18 protein-coding genes are annotated in these 19,522 nt (G+C 39.6%); 9 read left to right on the top strand and 9 right to left on the bottom strand.

Annotated features, from left to right (window positions below):
* Positions 1 to 84 precede the first annotated feature (84 nt).
* Positions 85 to 456, bottom strand: coding sequence for an Mpo1-like protein (locus F993_RS18725; protein WP_004652090.1), 372 nt, complete (start codon positions 454 to 456; stop codon positions 85 to 87).
* A 177-nt stretch (positions 457 to 633) separates the two neighbouring features.
* Between F993_RS18725 and F993_RS18730 the strand changes: the two genes are divergently transcribed.
* Positions 634 to 2,082 carry a CYTH and CHAD domain-containing protein gene (locus F993_RS18730; RefSeq protein ID WP_004652089.1) on the top strand — a complete coding sequence of 483 codons (1,449 nt, stop codon included), beginning with the start codon at positions 634 to 636 and terminating at the stop codon, positions 2,080 to 2,082.
* Between the two features lie 255 nt (positions 2,083 to 2,337).
* Here F993_RS18730 and F993_RS18735 read toward each other — a convergent pair whose 3' ends face one another.
* The gene (locus F993_RS18735) at positions 2,338 to 2,970 is read right to left on the bottom strand and encodes a hypothetical protein (RefSeq protein ID WP_004652088.1); all 633 of its coding nucleotides are present in this window, start codon (positions 2,968 to 2,970) and stop codon (positions 2,338 to 2,340) included.
* 105 nt (positions 2,971 to 3,075) lie between these two features.
* Between F993_RS18735 and F993_RS18740 the strand changes: the two genes are divergently transcribed.
* Positions 3,076 to 3,459, top strand: a complete 384-nt coding sequence (locus tag F993_RS18740; protein ID WP_004652087.1) for a DUF3144 domain-containing protein — start codon at positions 3,076 to 3,078, stop codon at positions 3,457 to 3,459.
* A 53-nt stretch (positions 3,460 to 3,512) separates the two neighbouring features.
* On the opposite strand, the gene F993_RS18745 is transcribed toward F993_RS18740, so the two are convergent.
* Both F993_RS18745 and F993_RS18750 read right to left on the bottom strand, forming a co-directional pair.
* Complete coding sequence (locus F993_RS18745) at positions 3,513 to 6,281, bottom strand: M16 family metallopeptidase (protein WP_004652086.1); 2,769 nt, start codon at positions 6,279 to 6,281, stop codon at positions 3,513 to 3,515.
* 144 nt (positions 6,282 to 6,425) lie between these two features.
* The gene (locus F993_RS18750) at positions 6,426 to 7,244 is read right to left on the bottom strand and encodes a PhzF family phenazine biosynthesis protein (RefSeq protein WP_004652085.1); all 819 of its coding nucleotides are present in this window, start codon (positions 7,242 to 7,244) and stop codon (positions 6,426 to 6,428) included.
* A 274-nt stretch (positions 7,245 to 7,518) separates the two neighbouring features.
* On the opposite strand from F993_RS18750, the gene F993_RS18755 reads away from it, so the two are divergent.
* The 4 genes from F993_RS18755 (at position 7,519) to F993_RS20440 (ending at position 10,010) form a co-directional block, all read left to right on the top strand.
* A complete protein-coding gene (locus tag F993_RS18755) occupies positions 7,519 to 8,130 on the top strand; it encodes a DJ-1/PfpI family protein (RefSeq protein ID WP_004652083.1) in 612 nt (203 codons plus the stop codon).
* Positions 8,131 to 8,468: 338 nt separating this feature from the next.
* Complete coding sequence (locus tag F993_RS18760) at positions 8,469 to 8,984, top strand: PAAR domain-containing protein (RefSeq protein WP_004652082.1); 516 nt, start codon at positions 8,469 to 8,471, stop codon at positions 8,982 to 8,984.
* On the top strand, positions 8,981 to 9,691 hold the full coding sequence (locus tag F993_RS18765; RefSeq protein WP_004652081.1) for a hypothetical protein: 711 nt from the start codon (positions 8,981 to 8,983) through the stop codon (positions 9,689 to 9,691). The genes F993_RS18760 and F993_RS18765 overlap by 4 nt, the downstream gene beginning before the upstream one ends.
* A gap of 1 nt (position 9,692) precedes the next feature.
* Positions 9,693 to 10,010 carry a hypothetical protein gene (locus F993_RS20440; protein ID WP_004652080.1) on the top strand — a complete coding sequence of 106 codons (318 nt, stop codon included), beginning with the start codon at positions 9,693 to 9,695 and terminating at the stop codon, positions 10,008 to 10,010.
* A gap of 399 nt (positions 10,011 to 10,409) precedes the next feature.
* Here F993_RS20440 and F993_RS18775 read toward each other — a convergent pair whose 3' ends face one another.
* On the bottom strand, positions 10,410 to 11,030 hold the full coding sequence (locus tag F993_RS18775) for a pentapeptide repeat-containing protein (RefSeq protein ID WP_004652079.1): 621 nt from the start codon (positions 11,028 to 11,030) through the stop codon (positions 10,410 to 10,412).
* A 135-nt stretch (positions 11,031 to 11,165) separates the two neighbouring features.
* Positions 11,166 to 12,422: an NADP-dependent isocitrate dehydrogenase gene (gene icd / locus F993_RS18780; RefSeq protein ID WP_004652078.1), complete on the bottom strand. Its 1,257-nt coding sequence runs from the start codon at positions 12,420 to 12,422 to the stop codon at positions 11,166 to 11,168.
* Positions 12,423 to 12,616: 194 nt separating this feature from the next.
* On the opposite strand from icd, the gene F993_RS18785 reads away from it, so the two are divergent.
* Positions 12,617 to 13,435, top strand: a complete 819-nt coding sequence (locus F993_RS18785) for an rRNA large subunit pseudouridine synthase E (protein ID WP_004652077.1) — start codon at positions 12,617 to 12,619, stop codon at positions 13,433 to 13,435.
* Between the two features lie 86 nt (positions 13,436 to 13,521).
* On the opposite strand, the gene F993_RS18790 is transcribed toward F993_RS18785, so the two are convergent.
* The 3 genes from F993_RS18790 to F993_RS18800 form a co-directional block, all read right to left on the bottom strand.
* A complete protein-coding gene (locus tag F993_RS18790) occupies positions 13,522 to 15,753 on the bottom strand; it encodes an NADP-dependent isocitrate dehydrogenase (protein ID WP_004652076.1) in 2,232 nt (743 codons plus the stop codon).
* A 328-nt stretch (positions 15,754 to 16,081) separates the two neighbouring features.
* Positions 16,082 to 17,458: a heavy metal sensor histidine kinase gene (locus F993_RS18795; RefSeq protein WP_004652075.1), complete on the bottom strand. Its 1,377-nt coding sequence runs from the start codon at positions 17,456 to 17,458 to the stop codon at positions 16,082 to 16,084.
* Positions 17,442 to 18,125, bottom strand: coding sequence for a heavy metal response regulator transcription factor (locus F993_RS18800; protein ID WP_004652073.1), 684 nt, complete (start codon positions 18,123 to 18,125; stop codon positions 17,442 to 17,444). Before F993_RS18800 ends, F993_RS18795 begins: the two co-directional genes overlap by 17 nt.
* Before the next feature lie 150 nt (positions 18,126 to 18,275).
* Between F993_RS18800 and F993_RS18805 the strand changes: the two genes are divergently transcribed.
* Both F993_RS18805 and uraH read left to right on the top strand, forming a co-directional pair.
* Complete coding sequence (locus F993_RS18805) at positions 18,276 to 18,968, top strand: outer membrane protein (RefSeq protein ID WP_004652072.1); 693 nt, start codon at positions 18,276 to 18,278, stop codon at positions 18,966 to 18,968.
* Positions 18,969 to 19,087: 119 nt separating this feature from the next.
* Positions 19,088 to 19,489: a hydroxyisourate hydrolase gene (gene uraH / locus F993_RS18810; protein ID WP_004652071.1), complete on the top strand. Its 402-nt coding sequence runs from the start codon at positions 19,088 to 19,090 to the stop codon at positions 19,487 to 19,489.
* Positions 19,490 to 19,522: the final 33 nt, after the last annotated feature.

Here is a 19,522-nt window from a genome sequence, read left to right as displayed (position 1 = left end):
ACTGAAACAGCGAACAATAAAAAAGCTGCAGAAGCAGCTTTACGACACCTAATGTCGCTTTATAATTTTTAAATATACGTTGATTTACGAATTAATCTTATCAAACTGACGATCAATCAGACTCAAACGACCACGTGCAACATCAGACAACATGCGCCAATCTGAAATAAAGCTATACAGCGGTTGTTTAAAGCTAGCAGGCTTATTATGTTCAAAGAAAAAATGCCCAACCCAAGCACAGGCATAGCCTGATACCAAACCATACAAAGCATATTTTGCCTGACGTTTACGGATGGCTTTGCTAAAGAAATATAAACCGATCGAGCTGCCTGCGACGTGCAAACGACGGCTGGCAATACTGCGATGTTCTGTTAAATAAAAGTGATAAAATTCATCATAGTTTTTAATCGGTAATGAAAATTCCACTGGCTTGGTAATATTCGCTGGTGCATTCATTTTTAGATCATCCTAATCGTTCAAGACTCTCCACACGTTAATGCATTTTCTGTACAAAATAAAGTCATTGCGTGCCATCCTTTCCAAGCTTAAAACAACTTTACAATGATTTTTGAGATCAACAAGTTATACTAAGTTTTGTCTATATCATTCTCGGTGGTCAGGAGTCATAACATCATGGAAATAGAGCTAAAATTTCAACTCCCTGAATCTAAGAAAAAAAGTGTATTGCAGCTTTTAAGCAAACAAAAAGCACAAAAAATTCAGCTACAAGCCAAATACTATGACACTGCTGACCGTTTACTGGCAAAAAATTATGTGGCTATTCGTTTGCGTCAGGAAGGTGAACATTGGGTGCAAACCTTTAAAGCGGCCAGTAAAAACCATTTACAACGCATCGAAGAAGATATTTATTTAGGTAAATGTGCTGAAGAACCTGAACTGGATTTATCTTTATACAAACATAATCAAACAGTTCAAACTGTACTTCGCGATGTTTTAGGTGAAGCACCTGCTGAACTAAAGCTGCAATTTCAAACTGATGTACAGCGTACCTTCCATGTATTCGAGTTTGAAGGATCTCAAATTGAAGTCTGCTTAGACGATGGTGAAATCCGTACGCCAACTGATCAAGCCAAAATCTGCGAAGTTGAATTTGAGTTAAAACAAGGATCAGCACAGTCTCTGATTGATTTTGCCAAAACATGGGTAGATAAATATCAACTCTGGCTCGATGTGCGCAGTAAAGCTGAACGTGGCAATTTATTGGCTATGGGCAAAACGGTATCCCCTGCCACCAAAGCGAAATCACTAAGCCTAGAGAAAAATGTCAGTGCTGAACAAGCAATCAAACTGATTATCGAAAATACGCTTAATCATATCTTACCCAATGCAGCCGCAATTGCCGATGGTGTAGCCGAAGCGGATCATATTCACCAAGCTCGTGTTGGTTTACGTCGTTTACGTTCTGCTTTAAAACATTTTTCGAACTGGTCTGCGCAAATTGATCCTAGTTGGGAAAGCCAATTGGCTGATATTTTTAGAGCATTAGGTCAATCACGCGATAATGATGCGATTCAAGATTCTGTTATTCCTTTAGTAAAAGAAGTCTGTGATTTTGACTTCCCATTCCCTGAGAATGTTGACAGTGGTGTTTCTCAATTATTAAGCCACACTCAAACCACACAGCTATTTTTAGCATTACTCAGCTTCACCTATAGTAAACATGAGTCTAAATCTAAACTTTCTAAACAAGCAGCTAAAAGCTTAACCAAGCTTTACCAAAAGATTCTGAAAGATGCAGCTCAGTTTTCAACTTTAGAAGTTGAGCAACAACATCGTACTCGTAAACGCGTCAAACAATTGCGTTATTGCATCGACTTTATTGCTGGGATTTTTCCTGAAAAAGAGGTTCAACAATTCTTAAATAAGTTACAGCCAATTCAGGAATATTTAGGCTTTTATAATGACCTGTTTGTTGCTGAGCAAATCTTTGAGCAACAAACTACTGAACACCCGCAGTTTTTATTTGCATTAGGTTGGGTTAAGGCACAACAACCACATGTGGCCAAGAAAGCAGATAAAAAGCTTCAAACCCTATCTGTTCAGGACGCTTTTTGGGAATAAAGTTTCATTTTCTAAGTTAACTGCATAGCGGAGTCATGCAGACTTCTCATTCAATTTCAGGATATACCTTCGGTGACCTACTTTTCTTTCGGGAAAAGTAGGCAAAACCATTTGTCATCTACAAAACCTGTTCTCTGCTTTCATTAATCTAATTTCATCAACTCATCAAAATCATACATCTTTTTAATACCACGCAGGTTGTAGATGACGCTCCCGACTCTCATATTTCTGAGTAAAATATTGAGCTTAAATCATTTACCGATATTTCCCAAAAATCTTCCACGTTCCATTATCTGCAATCGGATCACTATAACTATCATTACGCTGCTTACGTGGCTTATCCCGAGCATCGACTAATTTAAAATGCGGTTCAACACTCAAAATCATGCCATTCATATAAAACCGAGTTCGGGTATATTCACTTTGCCCATGTTGGAAAACATAAGTTCGTAAATCAATAAACTCACGATGCGCAACTAAGGCAGCCGTATCATCACTACCCAACCATTCCTGCATTGCAAAAATCTGATCCGTCTCAAACTGCCCACATTTTTCTAACAAGGCAGCGACGCCACGAAAAGTTTTCGATTCTTTAGCGCGTGTTTTATTAATCCGAATCCGATCGACATGAAAGAAAAACAGCGGCAGATTTAAATGACTCGGTAAATGAATCGCATCTAGCACATCATCTTCCATAAAAGGTTGACATAGCTGTTGTGCTCTTTCAATCAAGGGTTGCCATTGTCGATAATACTCATCTACATCTTGTTGCAGCCCATAATAAATCGGTAAGCCTTCGACATGCTCTAAATATTGGGGTGGATAAATATGCTGGCGTAATAAAGCAATATCCGTTTTTAAACTTTGAATCGCGATTGCATCTTGCATAGTGATTATTCTAATTGCTTAGGCTATTTTAGGTTAAGGCAAAGGTTTAGTTTCGACAAGGCTTTGTCTATAATAATGTGTCTTAACTTGTCGCTGGGAAAAACCATGTCTCAAAAAATTAACGCCACTGATGTGACGGAAGAAGAAGCTTTAAATGCAGTCTTTTTTGAGCGTGCAGATGAGTTCATTAAGCTTGCCAATGATTTCTGCCGACCACCCAAAGGTCAGCAAGCTAAGCCAGAAGAATTACGTGCTCAGGTCAGCGCAGCCATGTTATTTGCCACTGCCCGTTTTAATACCTGGGTCGCAGCCAATAATTTTAAAGACGGCGAAGAAATGCGTGATGCCAAAGAGCAAGTGATGTCTTATCTGCTACAACAATTCCAAATGATGTTAGAAGATAACTTTGACGAATATTGTGAACAGTTTGAAAACTACTTACGCTTCCGTAAAAATGAAGATTTTCATGCCCATAAGCATGATCATTAAGCATCATTGCTAAAAAATAAAGCCACCTGATCGGTGGCTTTATTTTTGATTACTTATTTCAAGTCTTGTGCTTGTCCATATTGATCCGCCATCACTTCAACAAACTGATCAAGCTTGATGTATTTTTTGATGGCCGCATTGACGTCTTCTTTGGTCAATTTCGCAAGCTCTTGGTCTCGTTCAGCGCGATCCAACAACGTTTTGTTGCGCTCTAATTGACCCGTCAACATGCCATGAATATTGCGCTCATCTTCCAAAGCCGTCACACGTTTCTTCATGATATCTGCTTTGGCTGCTTCCACTTCCTGCTCAGTCACGCCTTTGCTCAGCAACTCATTCAATACCTTGTGTACCGATTGCGAAACTTGCTCAGAACGACCAGAAGTATAATTTGCTGTGATGCTTAAAGTACCATCATCAATATCTGGATCAAGGTCTAAACCACTGCCAAAGCCATACACCAAAGCATTCTTCTCACGTAACTCTTGAGCCAAACGTGATGACAATTGCGAATTACCCAAAATATGGCTGAGAATAATCAAAGCAGGTGCATCTTTATGGTATGAACCCACAGGCAGTGCCAACACACTTTGATAACTACCAAACTCACGCTGTTCCGATAAAGCATGAACTTTCTGCGCTTTATATACCGTATATTGACCGGTCACTTTGGTGAAAGGCTGTTTCGCTTTCCAAGAACCAAAGGCCTTTTGCAACGTGTTTTGCATTTTTTTGGCATCAAAATCGCCTGTCACTGCAATTTGTGCATGATCGGTCTCAAAGAACTGATTATAGAATTGTTTAACTTGTGGCTGAGTTGCTTCCCCAATTTGTTTTTTCGCAAGTTCTGGTTCAAAGTGATAACGGATATCGCCTGGTTGGTAGATTTCCAGAATTTTAGACAAAGTCATCGATGACACAACCGCGGGTTCCGTATATGGACGATCCAACACCGACAAACTTTGATTTTTTGCCAAATCAAATTCAGTTTGTGAGAATTTCGGCTGTTTAACGACATCAATAATAAAGTTTAAGAAGTCTTCAAATTTGTCTTTTTTCGCTTGAACAACGATGGTAAAACCATTGCCATTTGAACTGACCGATGCGCCACCGCTCGCCGCAATCGCCTTATCGGTAATTTCCTGCAAGGTATGCTTCTCAGAACCCCGTAGCATTAAATAGCTGGTTAAATCTAAAGTGACTCCTTTACCAAACAGGGCTTTCTCATCACCAAAATCCAAGCTAATCGTGGCATAGGTTTTATCGTCACGTGTAGGCGTTGGGAATAGCGCGTAGCGAATGCCATTCTTTAATTCACCGCGCTGAATTTTTTGCTCATTTTTTTGCAATTGCTGAGCAGACTGTGCCATAAACTGGCTAACTTCCTGCTTATACACACTGGCATCTTTTAAAGGCTCAGGCTTTTCAGCAGTTTGGTCGAGCGTTTTGGGCTTTTGTTCAGCCTTCAAGGTCATCGCTTTTTTCTGATCTTCCGGCGTCGGTAAAATATCACCTGAAATACGATGGGATGAAACTAAAAAGTCTTTTAAGGTTTGATTGGCATCTTTTAATTTTAAATCTTTAACAGCCTGCAAATCTTTAAAGTATTGATCCCATTGACCATGAGATGAAACTGCGTAATCACTTAGACGTGAACCCAAAGCCACCGCATCATTCATAATCGTATCCGCATCATTTTGCGTGATATTCTTGATTCGTTGTAACTCAGCTTCACTAAACTCATGGCTATTTTCAACACCTGCCGTGAGCGCCTCTTGGACTTTTTTGGCATCATGATTCGGGGCATAAATTGCACCCATAAACACCACATTAAAATCTTGATCTAACCATGTAGTCGATTGCACTGCCGTACTAATACCGGTCTCAACCATGCTCTTGTATAAAGTACCGCTTGGTTGCATGGTGTACAGCGCGGGTGCTAAGGCTAAAGCAGGCTGCAGCTTGGTATTTTTGCCATTCATATAGATATGGAATTTGGCTAAATCACTGCCCTTGTGTACCGTAAATTGACGCTGTTCAATTTTGCTTGAATCCAACACAGGCACTTGCACTTGAGCAGGCACAGCACGCGCTGCAATCGGACTGAAATATTGGTCAATCTTATTGAGTACTTCAGTCTTATCAAATTTACCAGAAATGACCATCACCGCATTATTCGGCGCATACCAAGTTTTATAAAACTGATTCAATTCATTCAGTTGAATCGACTTTAATTCAGGTAGATCACCAATCGGCAAACGACCCAGATATTGGTTGCCATACGCCGCTTTCCACATTTGATCCATTAAAACCGCAAACGGTTGATCCATACGGATTTCACGTTCGCGTTTTACGATTTCAATTTCAGACGGTACAAATTTTTCTTGCAGTACCAATTTGTCCATACGCTCAGATTCGAGATATAGAATCTCATTCAGCGCATTTTTTTCAGGACGAACGATATTTAAATATTTGGTTGAGTAATAGTCTGTGCTGGCGTTGGTCATCAAAGTAAATTGATCTAAACGGCGCTGAAACTCATCCCCTTTGACATTCTGCGTACCTTTAAACGCCAAATGTTCCAATAGATGAGCCAGACCACCTTTACCCTTTGGATCATTCAATGAACCCGTGAAATAAACCGTATTAACGTAAACTTTGTTTTCTTTATCGTTTGGCGCAAGAATAACTCTGAAACCATTATCTAATTTATATTCTTCAATATTTTTTTCACTTTTTACGAGTACTGTCTGAGACCAAGACGTCGCACTCAACCCGATCAAACAAAGAGAGAGAGTAAGCTGCTTAAACCGCATTAACATAATTTATCCAAGTAATTTTGGTGATTTAAATAAAAACGTCAAGCTATAGTAGAGAACGATTCGCATTTTTAATAGTTATGTTTTGAAAAAAGCTGTTTATTTAAACAGCTTTTATCTTTGTTTTTGCACAGTTTAAGTTAAAATTCAGATTGCCAGTTCAGCTTGTAGATACAATTTTGCATAACCTGAAATTTCAATACGATCTTCAGATGCAATGACACATTCTAAAATTCCACCTCGTTGAGATGCCTGAAAGGCCGTTAATTGAGTCTGATTCAACTTTTCAGCCCAAAGCGGAACAATCGCGGTATGAATTGAACCAGTTACAGGATCTTCATCAATACCAATCGCTGGTGCAAAATAACGAGAAACGCAATCAAACTGCCCTTCACCTCTGGCAGTAATGGCAACATCAGGCTGAGAAGCGGTAATCGCAGTACGAATTTGTCCGAGTTGTTTTAATTTTTCAAAATCTGGTTGTTCATCCAAGACATCCTGTACGGTTTCATATTCAATAATATAGGCTTGGACATTACGATAAACTGCTTTAAAAGGCTTGGTGAGCCCTTCACGTAATACTGGCGGATAGTCAGCAACCAACTCTGCTTTACGAATCGGAAAATTCATTTTAATTTTACCATCAGCATCTTGGCTAACAATAAAAATACCTAAATCGCGTACATGAAACTGGATGGTTTCAAGCTTGGTGAAATCTTTAAATAAAACAAAAGCACTGGCTAAAGTGGCATGTCCACAAAACGCAACCTCATTGAGTGGAGAAAACCAGCGAATTTCATAATTATGCTCATTAATGGTTTTTACAAAAGCCGTTTCAGATAAATTGTTTTCCATGGCAATATTCTGCATCAAATGCTCATCCAACCATTCATCAACAACGATTACACCTGCTGGATTGCCTTTGAATAATTCTTGGGTAAAAGCATCCACTTGATACATCTTCATAACACGGCACTCGCTCTATTTTTCAGTTATTTTTGAACATCTGGTCCAGAAATTATAGATACAGATTTTTCTAAATTTACGATACACCGCTGCTTTTCTCATTCAGCCTGCTTAAACGCTTAAATTTTAAGCAAAAAATGCGTTTCGCTTGCTAACAGATCAGGCCAAAAGTCCACTGATTTAGCATAATTCAAAATAAGCCATACAGAATATTCACAATAAAAAATTTACAGCTGACTATGGTGTTTAGCAGATAAATCAAGTGAGAAAAGCCATGCCTATTTCTGTACATGCTGTCGTATTTGAAGACTTTGAAACCCTTGATATTATGGGACCTGTTGAATTGTTTGGCCTATTGCAACAGCACTATCAAGTCCAGCTTTACAGTCTGAATGGCGGTCTAGTTTCCAATAAGCATGGTGTTTGTATTCAAACCAAATCCTTTAGCGAAATGCACATGAATGACCAAAGTATTCTGCTCGTTCCAGGCGGCATCGTGACTTTTGAATTAATCAAAAATCAACAGTTTCTTGATCAACTTAAAACTTTAGCGGATCAAAGCAAATATGTTCTGACAATCTGTACAGGCAGTTCATTACTTGCAGCGACCGGTCTTTTAAATGGTGTAAAGGCAACATCAAATAAAATGGCATTTGAGTTCGTACAAAAACTTAATGACCAAGTGTTGTGGCAAGCCCAAGCCCGTTGGGTGATTGATGGGAAATTCTATACCTCATCGGGTGTGAGCGCAGGTATGGATATGACCCTTGCCTTCATCCATGACACACAGGGTGAAAAAGTTGCCCAGCTTTGTGCTGAAGAGGCCGAATATATCTGGAATAGCAATCCAAACGTTGATCCCTTTTGTAAAGTAAAAGCAGACTAATCAACGCTGAATATGAAGGTTTATTTGTTATCACTTGCTGTAGGTATTGTATTTTTAAATCAGCCTTTAAATAACGACATCTTTAATAAGTTGCTATTTGTTTTCACAGTATGGGTAAATAGATGTGTACATAATATAGGTAATTAATGAAAGCTCATATTTCCACAATAAATTCAATATAATCCAATTTATTATATTTAAACTCATTAAACACACATAAAGCATCTAATTTATAAACAAATTAGGCAATGCTTTGCATAAAAATCATAAAGGTGACAATCTTTATCCAATTATTTTTAAATTTTCTATTTATTTTAATAATTCTGGATATTCATAATATGCAAGCATTTATAACAAGAGGGTGTTTTACTAATCACGGTGGCAAGATCATTGAAGGAGATGATTCTTGGCTGGTAGATGGTAAAGCGGCTCATTTAGAGGGAATGAGTCATTATTGCCCTAAATGTAATGTGGTTTCTAAAGCCATAGCTACACAACGAGGATTTATACAGGTTAAGGGCCGTAATTTAATTGTGGCTGGTGACCCAGCAACATGTGGCGCAAAGTACATGAAGATTTCAGATTTAGCTGTGCGAACTGGTGGCTCTGGTTCGGGTGCTAGTTCAGGGCAAGCAAGTAATGTTCAGAATATTATTGAGCAATTAAATTTTGATGAACGTGTTCAATTGATCGACAGAGATGATAATGAACCCTTGGCAAACATCCCCTATCACCTCAAAGACTCTACTGGTAGTGTCGTAGCTTCAGGAACCACAGATGAAAATGGATATACAAAAAGGTTTCATACGACCAAAGCTGAAGATATTCACATTTTTATCGGAGAGCCGGAGTGACACAAGGAACCTGCAAAACCAATACAAAGGCTGAATCTGTACATAAACAGCCCATCAAGTTAAAAGAATATTTAATATGTGTTTATTACTACAAACCATCAAAGAGCGATGACAAGGCTTTTCAAAGAGCATCAAATCACTGGCTATCCCAACTGAAGCTAAAAAACTGCGGTGATAACTATGTATTTAAAGAGTACCAAGTTACGTCAGGACAGGACTTTAAAAAGGTTTGGGCCGAGATCTATGACGAGATAAATAAAACCGTTGCCAAAGTGAAAGAAATGCATGTGTTTAGCCACTCTAGCAAAACAGATGGCGGTAACGATGGCTTAGAATTTTTAAGCACCAGAAACGCAAGTAATGAAGTTTTAGAGGACGGTACAATTTCCTATACTGAAATATTCCAATTAGAGAAATTGCGCTGGTCTCCAAATGCTAACTTAGTTCTACATGGCTGCAACACAGGTCTTAGAGGAACGTCTGTACAATCTATTGCGGATGTATTTGCAATTAGACAAGAAAAATGCAGAGTGCACGGTCAAAAAGGCTGGGCTTATTTTTCTCGAAAAGAAGCTGTTTATGAGCGAACTTTACCTACAGATAAAGAGATCTATCTATGGGCCTACAGTAGAGGGAATAACAGCTATGTAGGTAACGTAATCGGTGGGGAACGAATTCCAGCATTCATTGTTGAAAAGAAGAAATGATATGAAAGTTAAAATCTTATTTTGGGTTACTCTCCTAAACATTATTGGAGTTGTATTCATTTATACCCTGTCTTTTATGACAAAGAATAATCACTATGCTGTTTCAATTGATACATTTTTCATTTCCACCTCAGCTTTAATATTAATTATTACATTAATTCTGAAGCAGAAAATAGCAATTCTAGTTAGCATCATCGTGTTATTACTGAGTATAAGTATGAATGTATTTAATATCAGTATTAGCTATCAAAAATGGTTAGAGCGAGAGCAGCCAGAATTAGGTCATCGAGACGCAGATTTGAATAGCGAAAAAATATAACCACAAAACAGCCTTAACCATTAAAGTTGAGATTGTTTTAGCACGACATGAATTTAATTAGCTCTCAACTTGGAGCATGCTACCTATTACATATCACTCAATACCCGTCTCATATTGTTTAATTTTCTATTGACCTTCTGCAAAGAGATAACACCCAAATTCTTGATCAGTAGCATGTCTGATATCATATACGGCCGATGCAGTATCTCCACAAACACAAGCAGTATTATCACGGATAATCTCCACAGGTATGGAGTTTAAGTAACCGTTTAATATACTTCTTGAGATCACAATTAGTCCCTTTTATCAGACTGTATTGGCCTTAAAATATTTTATGGCATCTCCAATTAAAATGAGTGCAGAGAGTCACTCATTTTAATATTCAATATTCGGATCACTTCAATCGATTCTGACATCGAAGCCTAAGTTTTCTGCAATCACCAGTGTTTGATCAAGATTAATAATCGCCTCTTTGATTTGCGTTTCTTTCGGATCTAAAGCACTCAAATCACTGCCCCTTAAATCACACTCGCTAAAATCTGCACGATGTAGCCATGCACCAGATAGATCGCTATCTCGCAGCGAGCCTCCATGGCAACGCACTCCCGTCAAATCGGCTTCTCTCAAACGAGTTCGCAAAAAAGAAGCTTTCTCTAGATCAGCGCCCGGCAATCCAACAAAAGCCCAATCACTGTCTTCAACCTGCATGTGGTGAAACTGACAATCGCTAAACATACTGCCAACAAATTTACAGTCGGTGAATTTACTATCAAAGAAATTACAGAAATGAAAAGTACAATTTAAAAATGCACTATGCTGATGAACTGATGCATTAAAACGTGCACGACGAAAGGTACATTCATTAAAAACAGCACCTGTGCTTTGGGCTTCTGACAGATCTAAATCAACAAACAAAGTCCGCTCATATTTTTGATTGCTGAGTACCTGACCATAGCAATCTAAACTGGTTATGGTTTCTGTGGTTTTTGGTGTAGCAGCACCGTATTTTCTTTCAGCCATGGTGTTCAATATTTATTTTCGAATACATCAAAATATGCCATGCATGCTCGTTTGTACATGCTTTTCTCCTGACTTATTTATCTCTTTTTTAAAATAAAAAAGAGCGGCAAAACCGCCCTCTTATTATGTAGAAAACTAATCTTCCATATGCTGAATTATGGCTTTTCCAAACTCAGAACAACGCAACAAGGTTGCATTTGGCATCAAACGTTCAAAGTCATAGGTCACTGTTTTTGCAGAAATCGCTCCTGAAATACCTTGAATAATCAAATCCGCGGCTTCCGTCCAGCCCATATCTCGCAACATCATTTCAGCTGATAAGATAATTGAACCTGGATTGACTTTATCCTGCCCTGCGTACTTTGGTGCGGTGCCGTGTGTGGCTTCATAGACTGCGATTGCACCACCAATATTCGCGCCTGGAGCAATCCCAATGCCACCCACTTCTGCTGCAAGTGCATCAGAAATATAGTCACCATTTAAGTTCAGCGTTGCAATCACTGAATAATCGGCTGGACGCATCAAGATTTGCTGTAAGAAAGCATCAGCAATCACATCTTTAATAATGATATCTTTGCCTGTTCTTGGATTTTTGATTTTTACCCAAGGCCCACCATCCAATAACTGACCACCAAAACGTTCCATGGCGAGTTCATAGCCCCACTCTTTAAACGCACCTTCGGTGTACTTCATGATATTACCTTTGTGCACCAAGGTCACCGAAGGTTTATCATTATCAATCGCAAACTGAATCGCTTTACGCACCAAGCGCTGTGTGCCTTCTTTTGAAACGGGTTTAATTCCAATGCCACAATCAGTCGGGAAACGGATTTTGGTTACGCCCATTTCTTCTTGCAGGAATTTAATCACTTTCTTGGCTTCCGGCGAATCTGCTTTCCACTCAATTCCTGCATAAATATCTTCCGAGTTTTCACGGAAAATTACCATATCGGTGAGTTCGGGATGCTGAACTGGTGATGGAACGCCTTCAAACCAACGTACTGGGCGTACACAAACATAAAGATCGAGTTCTTGGCGCAATGCGACATTTAAAGAACGAATACCGCCACCAACGGGTGTCGTTAACGGGCCTTTTATTGATATAATAAATTCACGTAGAGCATCAAAAGTTTCTTCTGGCATATAATTGCCATAAATTTTATCTGCTTTTTCGCCGCAGTAGACTTCCATCCATTCGATTGAACGTTTGCCACCGTAAGCTTTTAAAACGGCGGCATCTACTACTGCCTTCATTGCTGGTGTAATATCCACACCAATACCATCACCTTCAATAAAAGGGATGATTGGTCGATTTGGAACATTCAGTGACAGGTCTGCATTTACTGTGATTTTGTCTCCATCAGCAGGAACCACGATCTTCTGATAACCCATTTTGCAGGTTCTCCCTCATGTATTTAGCGATTATCTCTATGCCTTCTATGGCATACTTTCGTTTTTTATTGCATGAACCAGTTTAGTTCAAAACAGGTTTTTTTTGAGATTTATACGGGAAATAACAACATTTCTCCATTAAATAAAAACCTTTATTGTTATGATGCCGCCCATAGCCAAAGTAGTATATCCATATGAAAGTAGTCGTATTTAACAAACCTTTTGACGTTTTGTCACAGTTTCGCGAAGATGAAAAACATTTAACAGTTTCAAGTTTTATCAAAGATCCTGAACTTCGTATTGCAGGACGTTTAGATTTAGACTCTGAAGGTTTAATGTTTCTTACTGATCATGGTGGTTTAAATCAATTCATCACCCATCCAGACAATAAGAAATATAAAACTTATCTTGCTCAAGTTGATGGTGATGTCACAGAAGAAGCTATTGAAAAATTGCAAAAAGGCGTTGAACTTGCAGATGGTATGACTTTACCGGCCAAAGCGCGTAAAGTTGATCAGCCTGAATGGCTGTGGGAACGTAATCCACCTGTACGTTATCGTGCCAATATTCCAACGACTTGGATCGAATTACAAATCTGCGAGGGTCGTAACCGTCAAGTACGTCGTATGACCGCTGCTGTGGGTTTCCCAACTTTACGTCTGATTCGTACTCAAATTGGTAGCATCGATCTCGTTAAACTAGGTTTACAGCCAGGTGAACAACTGGAAATCGAACCTTTGCTTTATCCAGATTTTAAAGATGTTCCTGCCGATAAACCTTATGAAGGTCGTTCTTTCGCGAGAAAATCGAATAATAAACCGCACTTTTCACGCGCTAAAGATAAAGCACGCGAAGAAAAAGGTGAAAAACCATTTAAAGGCAAGAAAAAAGCAGGTGGTGGTACAACCCGTATTTGGCAAACTGACGATGCTGATAAACCACGTCGCAAAACCAATGGAACAACACGTCCAAATACCAAAGCACCACGTGGCCGTAACCGTAATGGCCGTTAAAATATAAATAGAGCGCATAAAAAAGCCGATGTTTTCACATCAGCTTTTTTATATCACCGATAACGTTATCGGTGATATATCAACAATTACAGTGATGCAAGTGTCGTGTTAAACGTTTCACTTGGACGCATTACCGCATTTACTTTCGCTGGATCGATTGCATAGTAACCACCGATATCAGCAGCTTGACCTTGTACTTGAGCAAGTTCAGCAACAATCTTCTGTTCGTTTTCAGCAAGTGCTTTTGCAAGTGGCGCAAATTTCGCTTTTAAATCCGCATCTTCGTCTTGAGCTGCTAATGCTTCAGCCCAGTACAATGCTAAGTAGAAGTGGCTGCCACGGTTATCTAACTCACCTGTACGACGTGATGGAGACTTGTCATTATCCAACAACTTGCCTGTTGCCTGATCAAGCGTCTTGGCAAGCAATTTCGCACGGTTATTGTCTTCTTTGATACCAAGCTCTTCTAAAGACACCGCCAACGCAAGGAACTCACCGAGAGAATCCCAACGCAAGTGGTTTTCTTCAACTAATTGCTGTACATGTTTCGGTGCTGAACCACCTGCACCTGTTTCGTACATGCCACCACCAGCCATTAACGGCACGATCGACAACATTTTCGCTGAAGTACCCAATTCCATAATCGGGAACAAGTCAGTTAAATAGTCACGTAAAATGTTACCTGTTACCGAAATGGTATCTAAACCACGTGCTACACGCTCAAGCGTATAACGCATTGCACGCACTTGTGACATGATTTGGATATCAAGACCAGTCGTGTCATGATCTTTCAAGTATTTTTCGACTTTCTTGATCAATTCATTTTCGTGTGGACGGTACGGGTCAAGCCAGAAGATCGCCGGCATGCCAGAGTTACGTGCGCGTGTTACTGCAAGTTTCACCCAGTCACGGATTGGTGCATCTTTCACCTGACACATACGCCAGATATCGCCTTCTTCCACATTTTGTGACATCAACACTTCGCCTGTGTCTAAATCAGTAATGTTGGCAATACCTGCTTCAGAAATTTCAAAAGTCTTGTCGTGTGAACCGTATTCTTCTGCTTTTTGCGCCATCAAACCAACGTTAGGTACAGTACCCATGGTACGTGGATCGAAGTTACCGTTCCACTTACAGAAATTGATCATTTCTTGGTAGATACGTGCGAAAGTTGATTCTGGCATGACTGCTTTACAGTCGTAAGGTTTGCCGTCAGCACCCCACATTTTACCGCCACCACGAATCATTGCAGGCATAGAAGCATCTACAATCACGTCATTTGGTGAATGGAAGTTGGTAATACCTTTTGCAGAATCGACCATTGCAAGTGCAGGACGGTGTTCTTGGCAAGCATGTAAATCTTCAATGATTTCTTCACGTAAAGATGTCGGTAAAGTTGCGATCTTTTCATAAAGACCAGCCATACCGTTGTTCACGTTAATACCGAGCTCATCAAACAGTTTTCCGTGTTTTTCAAAAGCATCCTTGTAGTAAATTTTCACACAGTGACCGAATACGATCGGGTGTGACACTTTCATCATGGTTGCTTTCACGTGCAATGAGAACAGGATGCCCGCTTCACGACAGTCTTCAAGTTCTTTCTCGTAGAAATCACACAATGCTTTTTTGCTCATAAACATTGAGTCAATGATTTCACCGTCTTGAAGTGCAACTTTTGGCTTCAACACAATGGTTTCACCAGACTTGGTGATGAGCTCCATTTTCACATTACGTGCACGGTCTAAAGTCATTGATTTTTCACCGTGGTAGAAGTCGCCTTCATCCATGTGAGAAACGTGAGTTTGAGACCATTGTTTCCACTCGCTCATTGAATGCGGGTGTTTTTTTGCATAATTTTTCACAGCAGCTGGCGCACGGCGATCAGAGTTCCCTTCACGCAATACTGGGTTTACTGCTGAACCAAGGCATTTACCATAACGTGCCTTGATCTCTTTTTCTTCTTCAGTGGTTGGGTTTTCTGGGTAATCAGGAAGCGCATAACCCTTCGACTGGAGCTCTTTGATACATGACACTAACTGAGCAACAGACGCACTGATGTTTGGAAGTTTAATGATATTGGTATCTGGATCTTGTGTAAGACGACCTAACTCTGCAAGGTTATTGTTTACCTTTTGCTCATCTTTAAGGTAATCTGAAAATTCTGCGAGTACACGCACTGCAACTGAGATGTCACTTTTAACAATCTCAATGCCAGCAGGTTTTGTAAAGGTCTCAATGATCGGTAGCAATGAATAGGTCGCTAATAACGGCGCCTCGTCAGTCAGTGTGTAAATGATTTTTGACTTTCCACCAGCCATATATAGCCCCTTGTGTTGGATTGAGTTATGGATAACTGCGCTTGTGGCCCAGCTCCTAGAACCGATTTGCTTAAACAAACTTGAGAGTATCAGCGTTCATCACATGGTAGTCAACGCAATATCCCGTGATAACGACATTTCGAAAAAAAATACTACAAAATGATATAATAGTAGCATTACGCTATGTATATATGCGGTCAAGTTTTGGCTTTTCAAATACAAATCCCTGTCTGCTTTAAAGGTAAATGTCGAATTGATCATTTCGCAAACAAATACATAAATCGCTAAATAACTTATCCTATTTTGACAGGCTTAGATGAAGAATTGGTTAATTCTTTAGTGGTAGGATCAATTTAAACGCCACCCCTTCAAATCGATTTTCGACCTCAGTTGAACCTGCATGTAACTGCATAATTGAGCTCACAATAGCCAAACCCAGACCACCTGTTTGTGCTTTTTGCTGTCGACTTTCATCGACCTGATAAAACCGGTCAAATAAATAAGGCAAATGCTTTTCATCAATAAAAACGCCTTCGGTCTTCACAACAATGACCACATGTTGATCAGATTGAGAGGCCTGTAATGCAATGACACCCTGTTCTTTGCCATGTAATATGGCATTACTGATTAAATTTGCAATCGCTCTCTGCATTAGGGCTGCATTTGCCACAATACTCAGATCATCAGACAGATCAAACACCACGCTCATCTGATGTTCTTCAATTACACAATCAAAATAATCTACAATCGTCTTGAGTAACTGTTTTACATTCAATGCCTGCTTTTCCAACCCGTATTCTGCATATTCCGCACGTGCAATGAACAGCATACTTTCAATCATCTTAGTGAGCCGCTCATATTCCTCTAAATGTGAATACAATAAATTCTCCAACTCTTCGAGTGGCCGAGACTGGGACAATATGATTTGAGTTTGCCCCATTAAATTATTCAGTGGTGTTCTGAGTTCATGTGCGATATCTTCTGAAAACTGCGCCAGTTTTTGATAATCCTGCTGAATTTTCTCCAGCATTTCATTCATCGCATGGCTGAGTTGCTGAACCTCAATGTTGTTAGATCTAACGTGGATCCGTGAATTAAGCTTTTGCACATTGATATTATTGGTCTCCGCAATCAAATGACGCATCGAGCGGAACAGATAGTGTCCCACCACGAAGCCCAATAAGCTTGAGCATAAAATACCCAAACCACTATACAAAACAATTTTCCAGAAATATTGTTTGAGCATCATATTCACTGCAGCCCACTGTTGACCTGCAATTAAATGATACTGTTGTTGCCCATATTGAATTAATTGGAAAGCAAAACGGGTGCTAGGATGTTTAGCTATATTATTCGCATATTGAATTTGATTTGAATAATTGAATTCTGGGATATTGACCTGCAGCGGGTTGATCTTAATCAAATCATGTTGTGCATCTTTGACTATAAATATACTGTCTTCATGTCCTACCATATTTTCATAAAGCTTAGGATATTTCCCTAATATCTGAACAGTATGTGCATCGGTCAAAAAAACTTCCATTCGTTTGATCCGAGCAGCTAAGGCTTTATCTTGCTGGGTATAGACCATTTCTCGAAAATTTTGATAGGACAAACCGCCAATACTGATAAAAACAACACAAGAAATCAGACTAAAAGCCAAACTCAGGCGCGAAGCCAAAGACAATTTACCCATGATGTTCATCTTTTAAATCGACCTTATAGCCAATACCACGCACGGTATATATCAACTTGGGAACAAAGTGATCATCAATTTTTGCTCTCAAACGGCGTATCGCCACATCGACCACATTGGTATCCGTATCAAAATTAATCTTCCAAACCATTGAAGCAATTTGAGTGCGAGTCAGTACTTCTCCGCGATGCTGAATCAATAATTGCAACAGCACAAACTCTTTGGCTGTTAAATCAATCTTGATTTCGGCTCGATGAACTTCCCGACTCAGCCGATTCAAGCGCAAATTCGCGATTTGATAAATCTCTTTTTCAACCGTTGGCACACGACGTAATAAACTTTTAATTCGTGCCAATAATTCGACATATGAAAAGGGCTTAACCAGATAGTCATCTGCACCAAGCTCTAATCCTTTCACCCGATCCAGCACATGATCCTTTGCCGTCAGCATCAGCACAGGGATTTTTGAAAAAGTCCGTAGCGTTTGTAAGACTTGCCAACCATCCAGTTGCGGCAGCATGACATCCAAAATCAGTAAATCAAATGCCTCTCGTTGCAAGCATGACAATGCTTCTATGCCATCTTTTGCAACGGCACAGGTATAGCCTGACTCGTGTAATCCTTTCGCTAGAAACTGTGCGATTTTGGATTCATCTTCAACAATTAAAATATGCATCCCACATTTTAACCCTGTTTATCTATTGCCAAGATTACAAGTCGGTAATCCAATTGTCATCACGCCAAGATTTTTTTCTTTCTACCATGTTCTGAGGAAATAAAGATTTTTATCACCAAACATTCATCTACTGTTTTTGGAAAATTGAATATGGACAAGCTCCTCACCCGTTTCGTGGTTTCATCTGTTTTACTGGCTACTGTATCCCTAAGTTATGCTCAGGACGTAAATGATGCAGGTTATTATATCTCTGCAAAAGTTGCCGCTGCTAAGCTCCAAGCCGATAATATGGAAACCAGCTTACGCCCTGGCATTGGTCAATTTATCGCGGGTGACGATCAAAAAGATTTAACCAATTCCTCATTGGGTTTCGGCTATGACTTTGGCAATGGTTGGCGTACTGAAGGTGAATATACCTTTAAAAATAATGCTGAATTTACCAGCGGTTCAAGTAACTTTCCAACCAGCCTCAATCATCATAAAGTCGACACGCAACGTTTAATGTTGAATGCTTATCGTGATTTTGAAGTCATGCAAAATGTCGCGGTTTACGGACATCTTGGATTAGGTGTTGCCCGCACCGAATCTTCTGGCTGGCAAGGTAATTCCTCTCGCCAATATCTTGCAAACACCGAAACCCAACTGGTGTATAGCATTGGTGCAGGGGCTAGTTATAAAGCAATCGACAACCTTAACCTTGATTTGGGCTACCGTTATGTAGACTTGGGTAAAGCAGATAGCGGGTTAAATAACTTCACCAATGCACGTAACTTACAAGATGAGCAAATGAAAGCACATCTCTACTCAAGCGAGTTCTATCTCGGTGCAAGATATTCATTTTAAAATTTTAAAGCACTGATTAGCATTTTTTTTTCACTCTTATCCCATGCCCATGTATTGTCCTCACAACACCTGACGGCAATACAGACGAAAACATTGATCAACAACGGTAGAATATTGCTATGTATAAAAATCTATTCGCCATCGCCGCACTATCGGCTTCAAGCAGCTTATTTGCAGCAACAAACCCATTAAGTGTGCATGTTCTCAACCAGCAAAATGGTCTACCTGCTGCAGATGTCACCGTTGTTCTCGAGGCGCAACAAAAAAACCAATGGATAGAAATTAATCAGGCCAAAACTGATCAGAATGGAAGAATTACTGCACTTTATCCGACGCAACAACAATTAAAGTCGGGTGTTTATAAAGTGACTTTTAAAACAGGTGATTGGTATAAAGCGCAAAAGCAAAGTAGTTTTTTTCCTGAAGTTCCGGTTATTTTTGAAGTTGATGGCACCTTGCCACACTATCACATTCCCTTACTGCTCAGTCCCTATGGTTATTCGACTTATCGAGGTAGCTAATAAAAAGGACGCTCATAGCGTCCTTTTTATCAA

This window comes from Acinetobacter proteolyticus (assembly GCF_000367945.1).
GTDB lineage: Bacteria > Pseudomonadota > Gammaproteobacteria > Pseudomonadales > Moraxellaceae > Acinetobacter > Acinetobacter proteolyticus.
The sequence above is the reverse complement of the archived record's forward strand: the minus strand, read 5'-3'. Positions and strand labels throughout refer to the sequence as shown.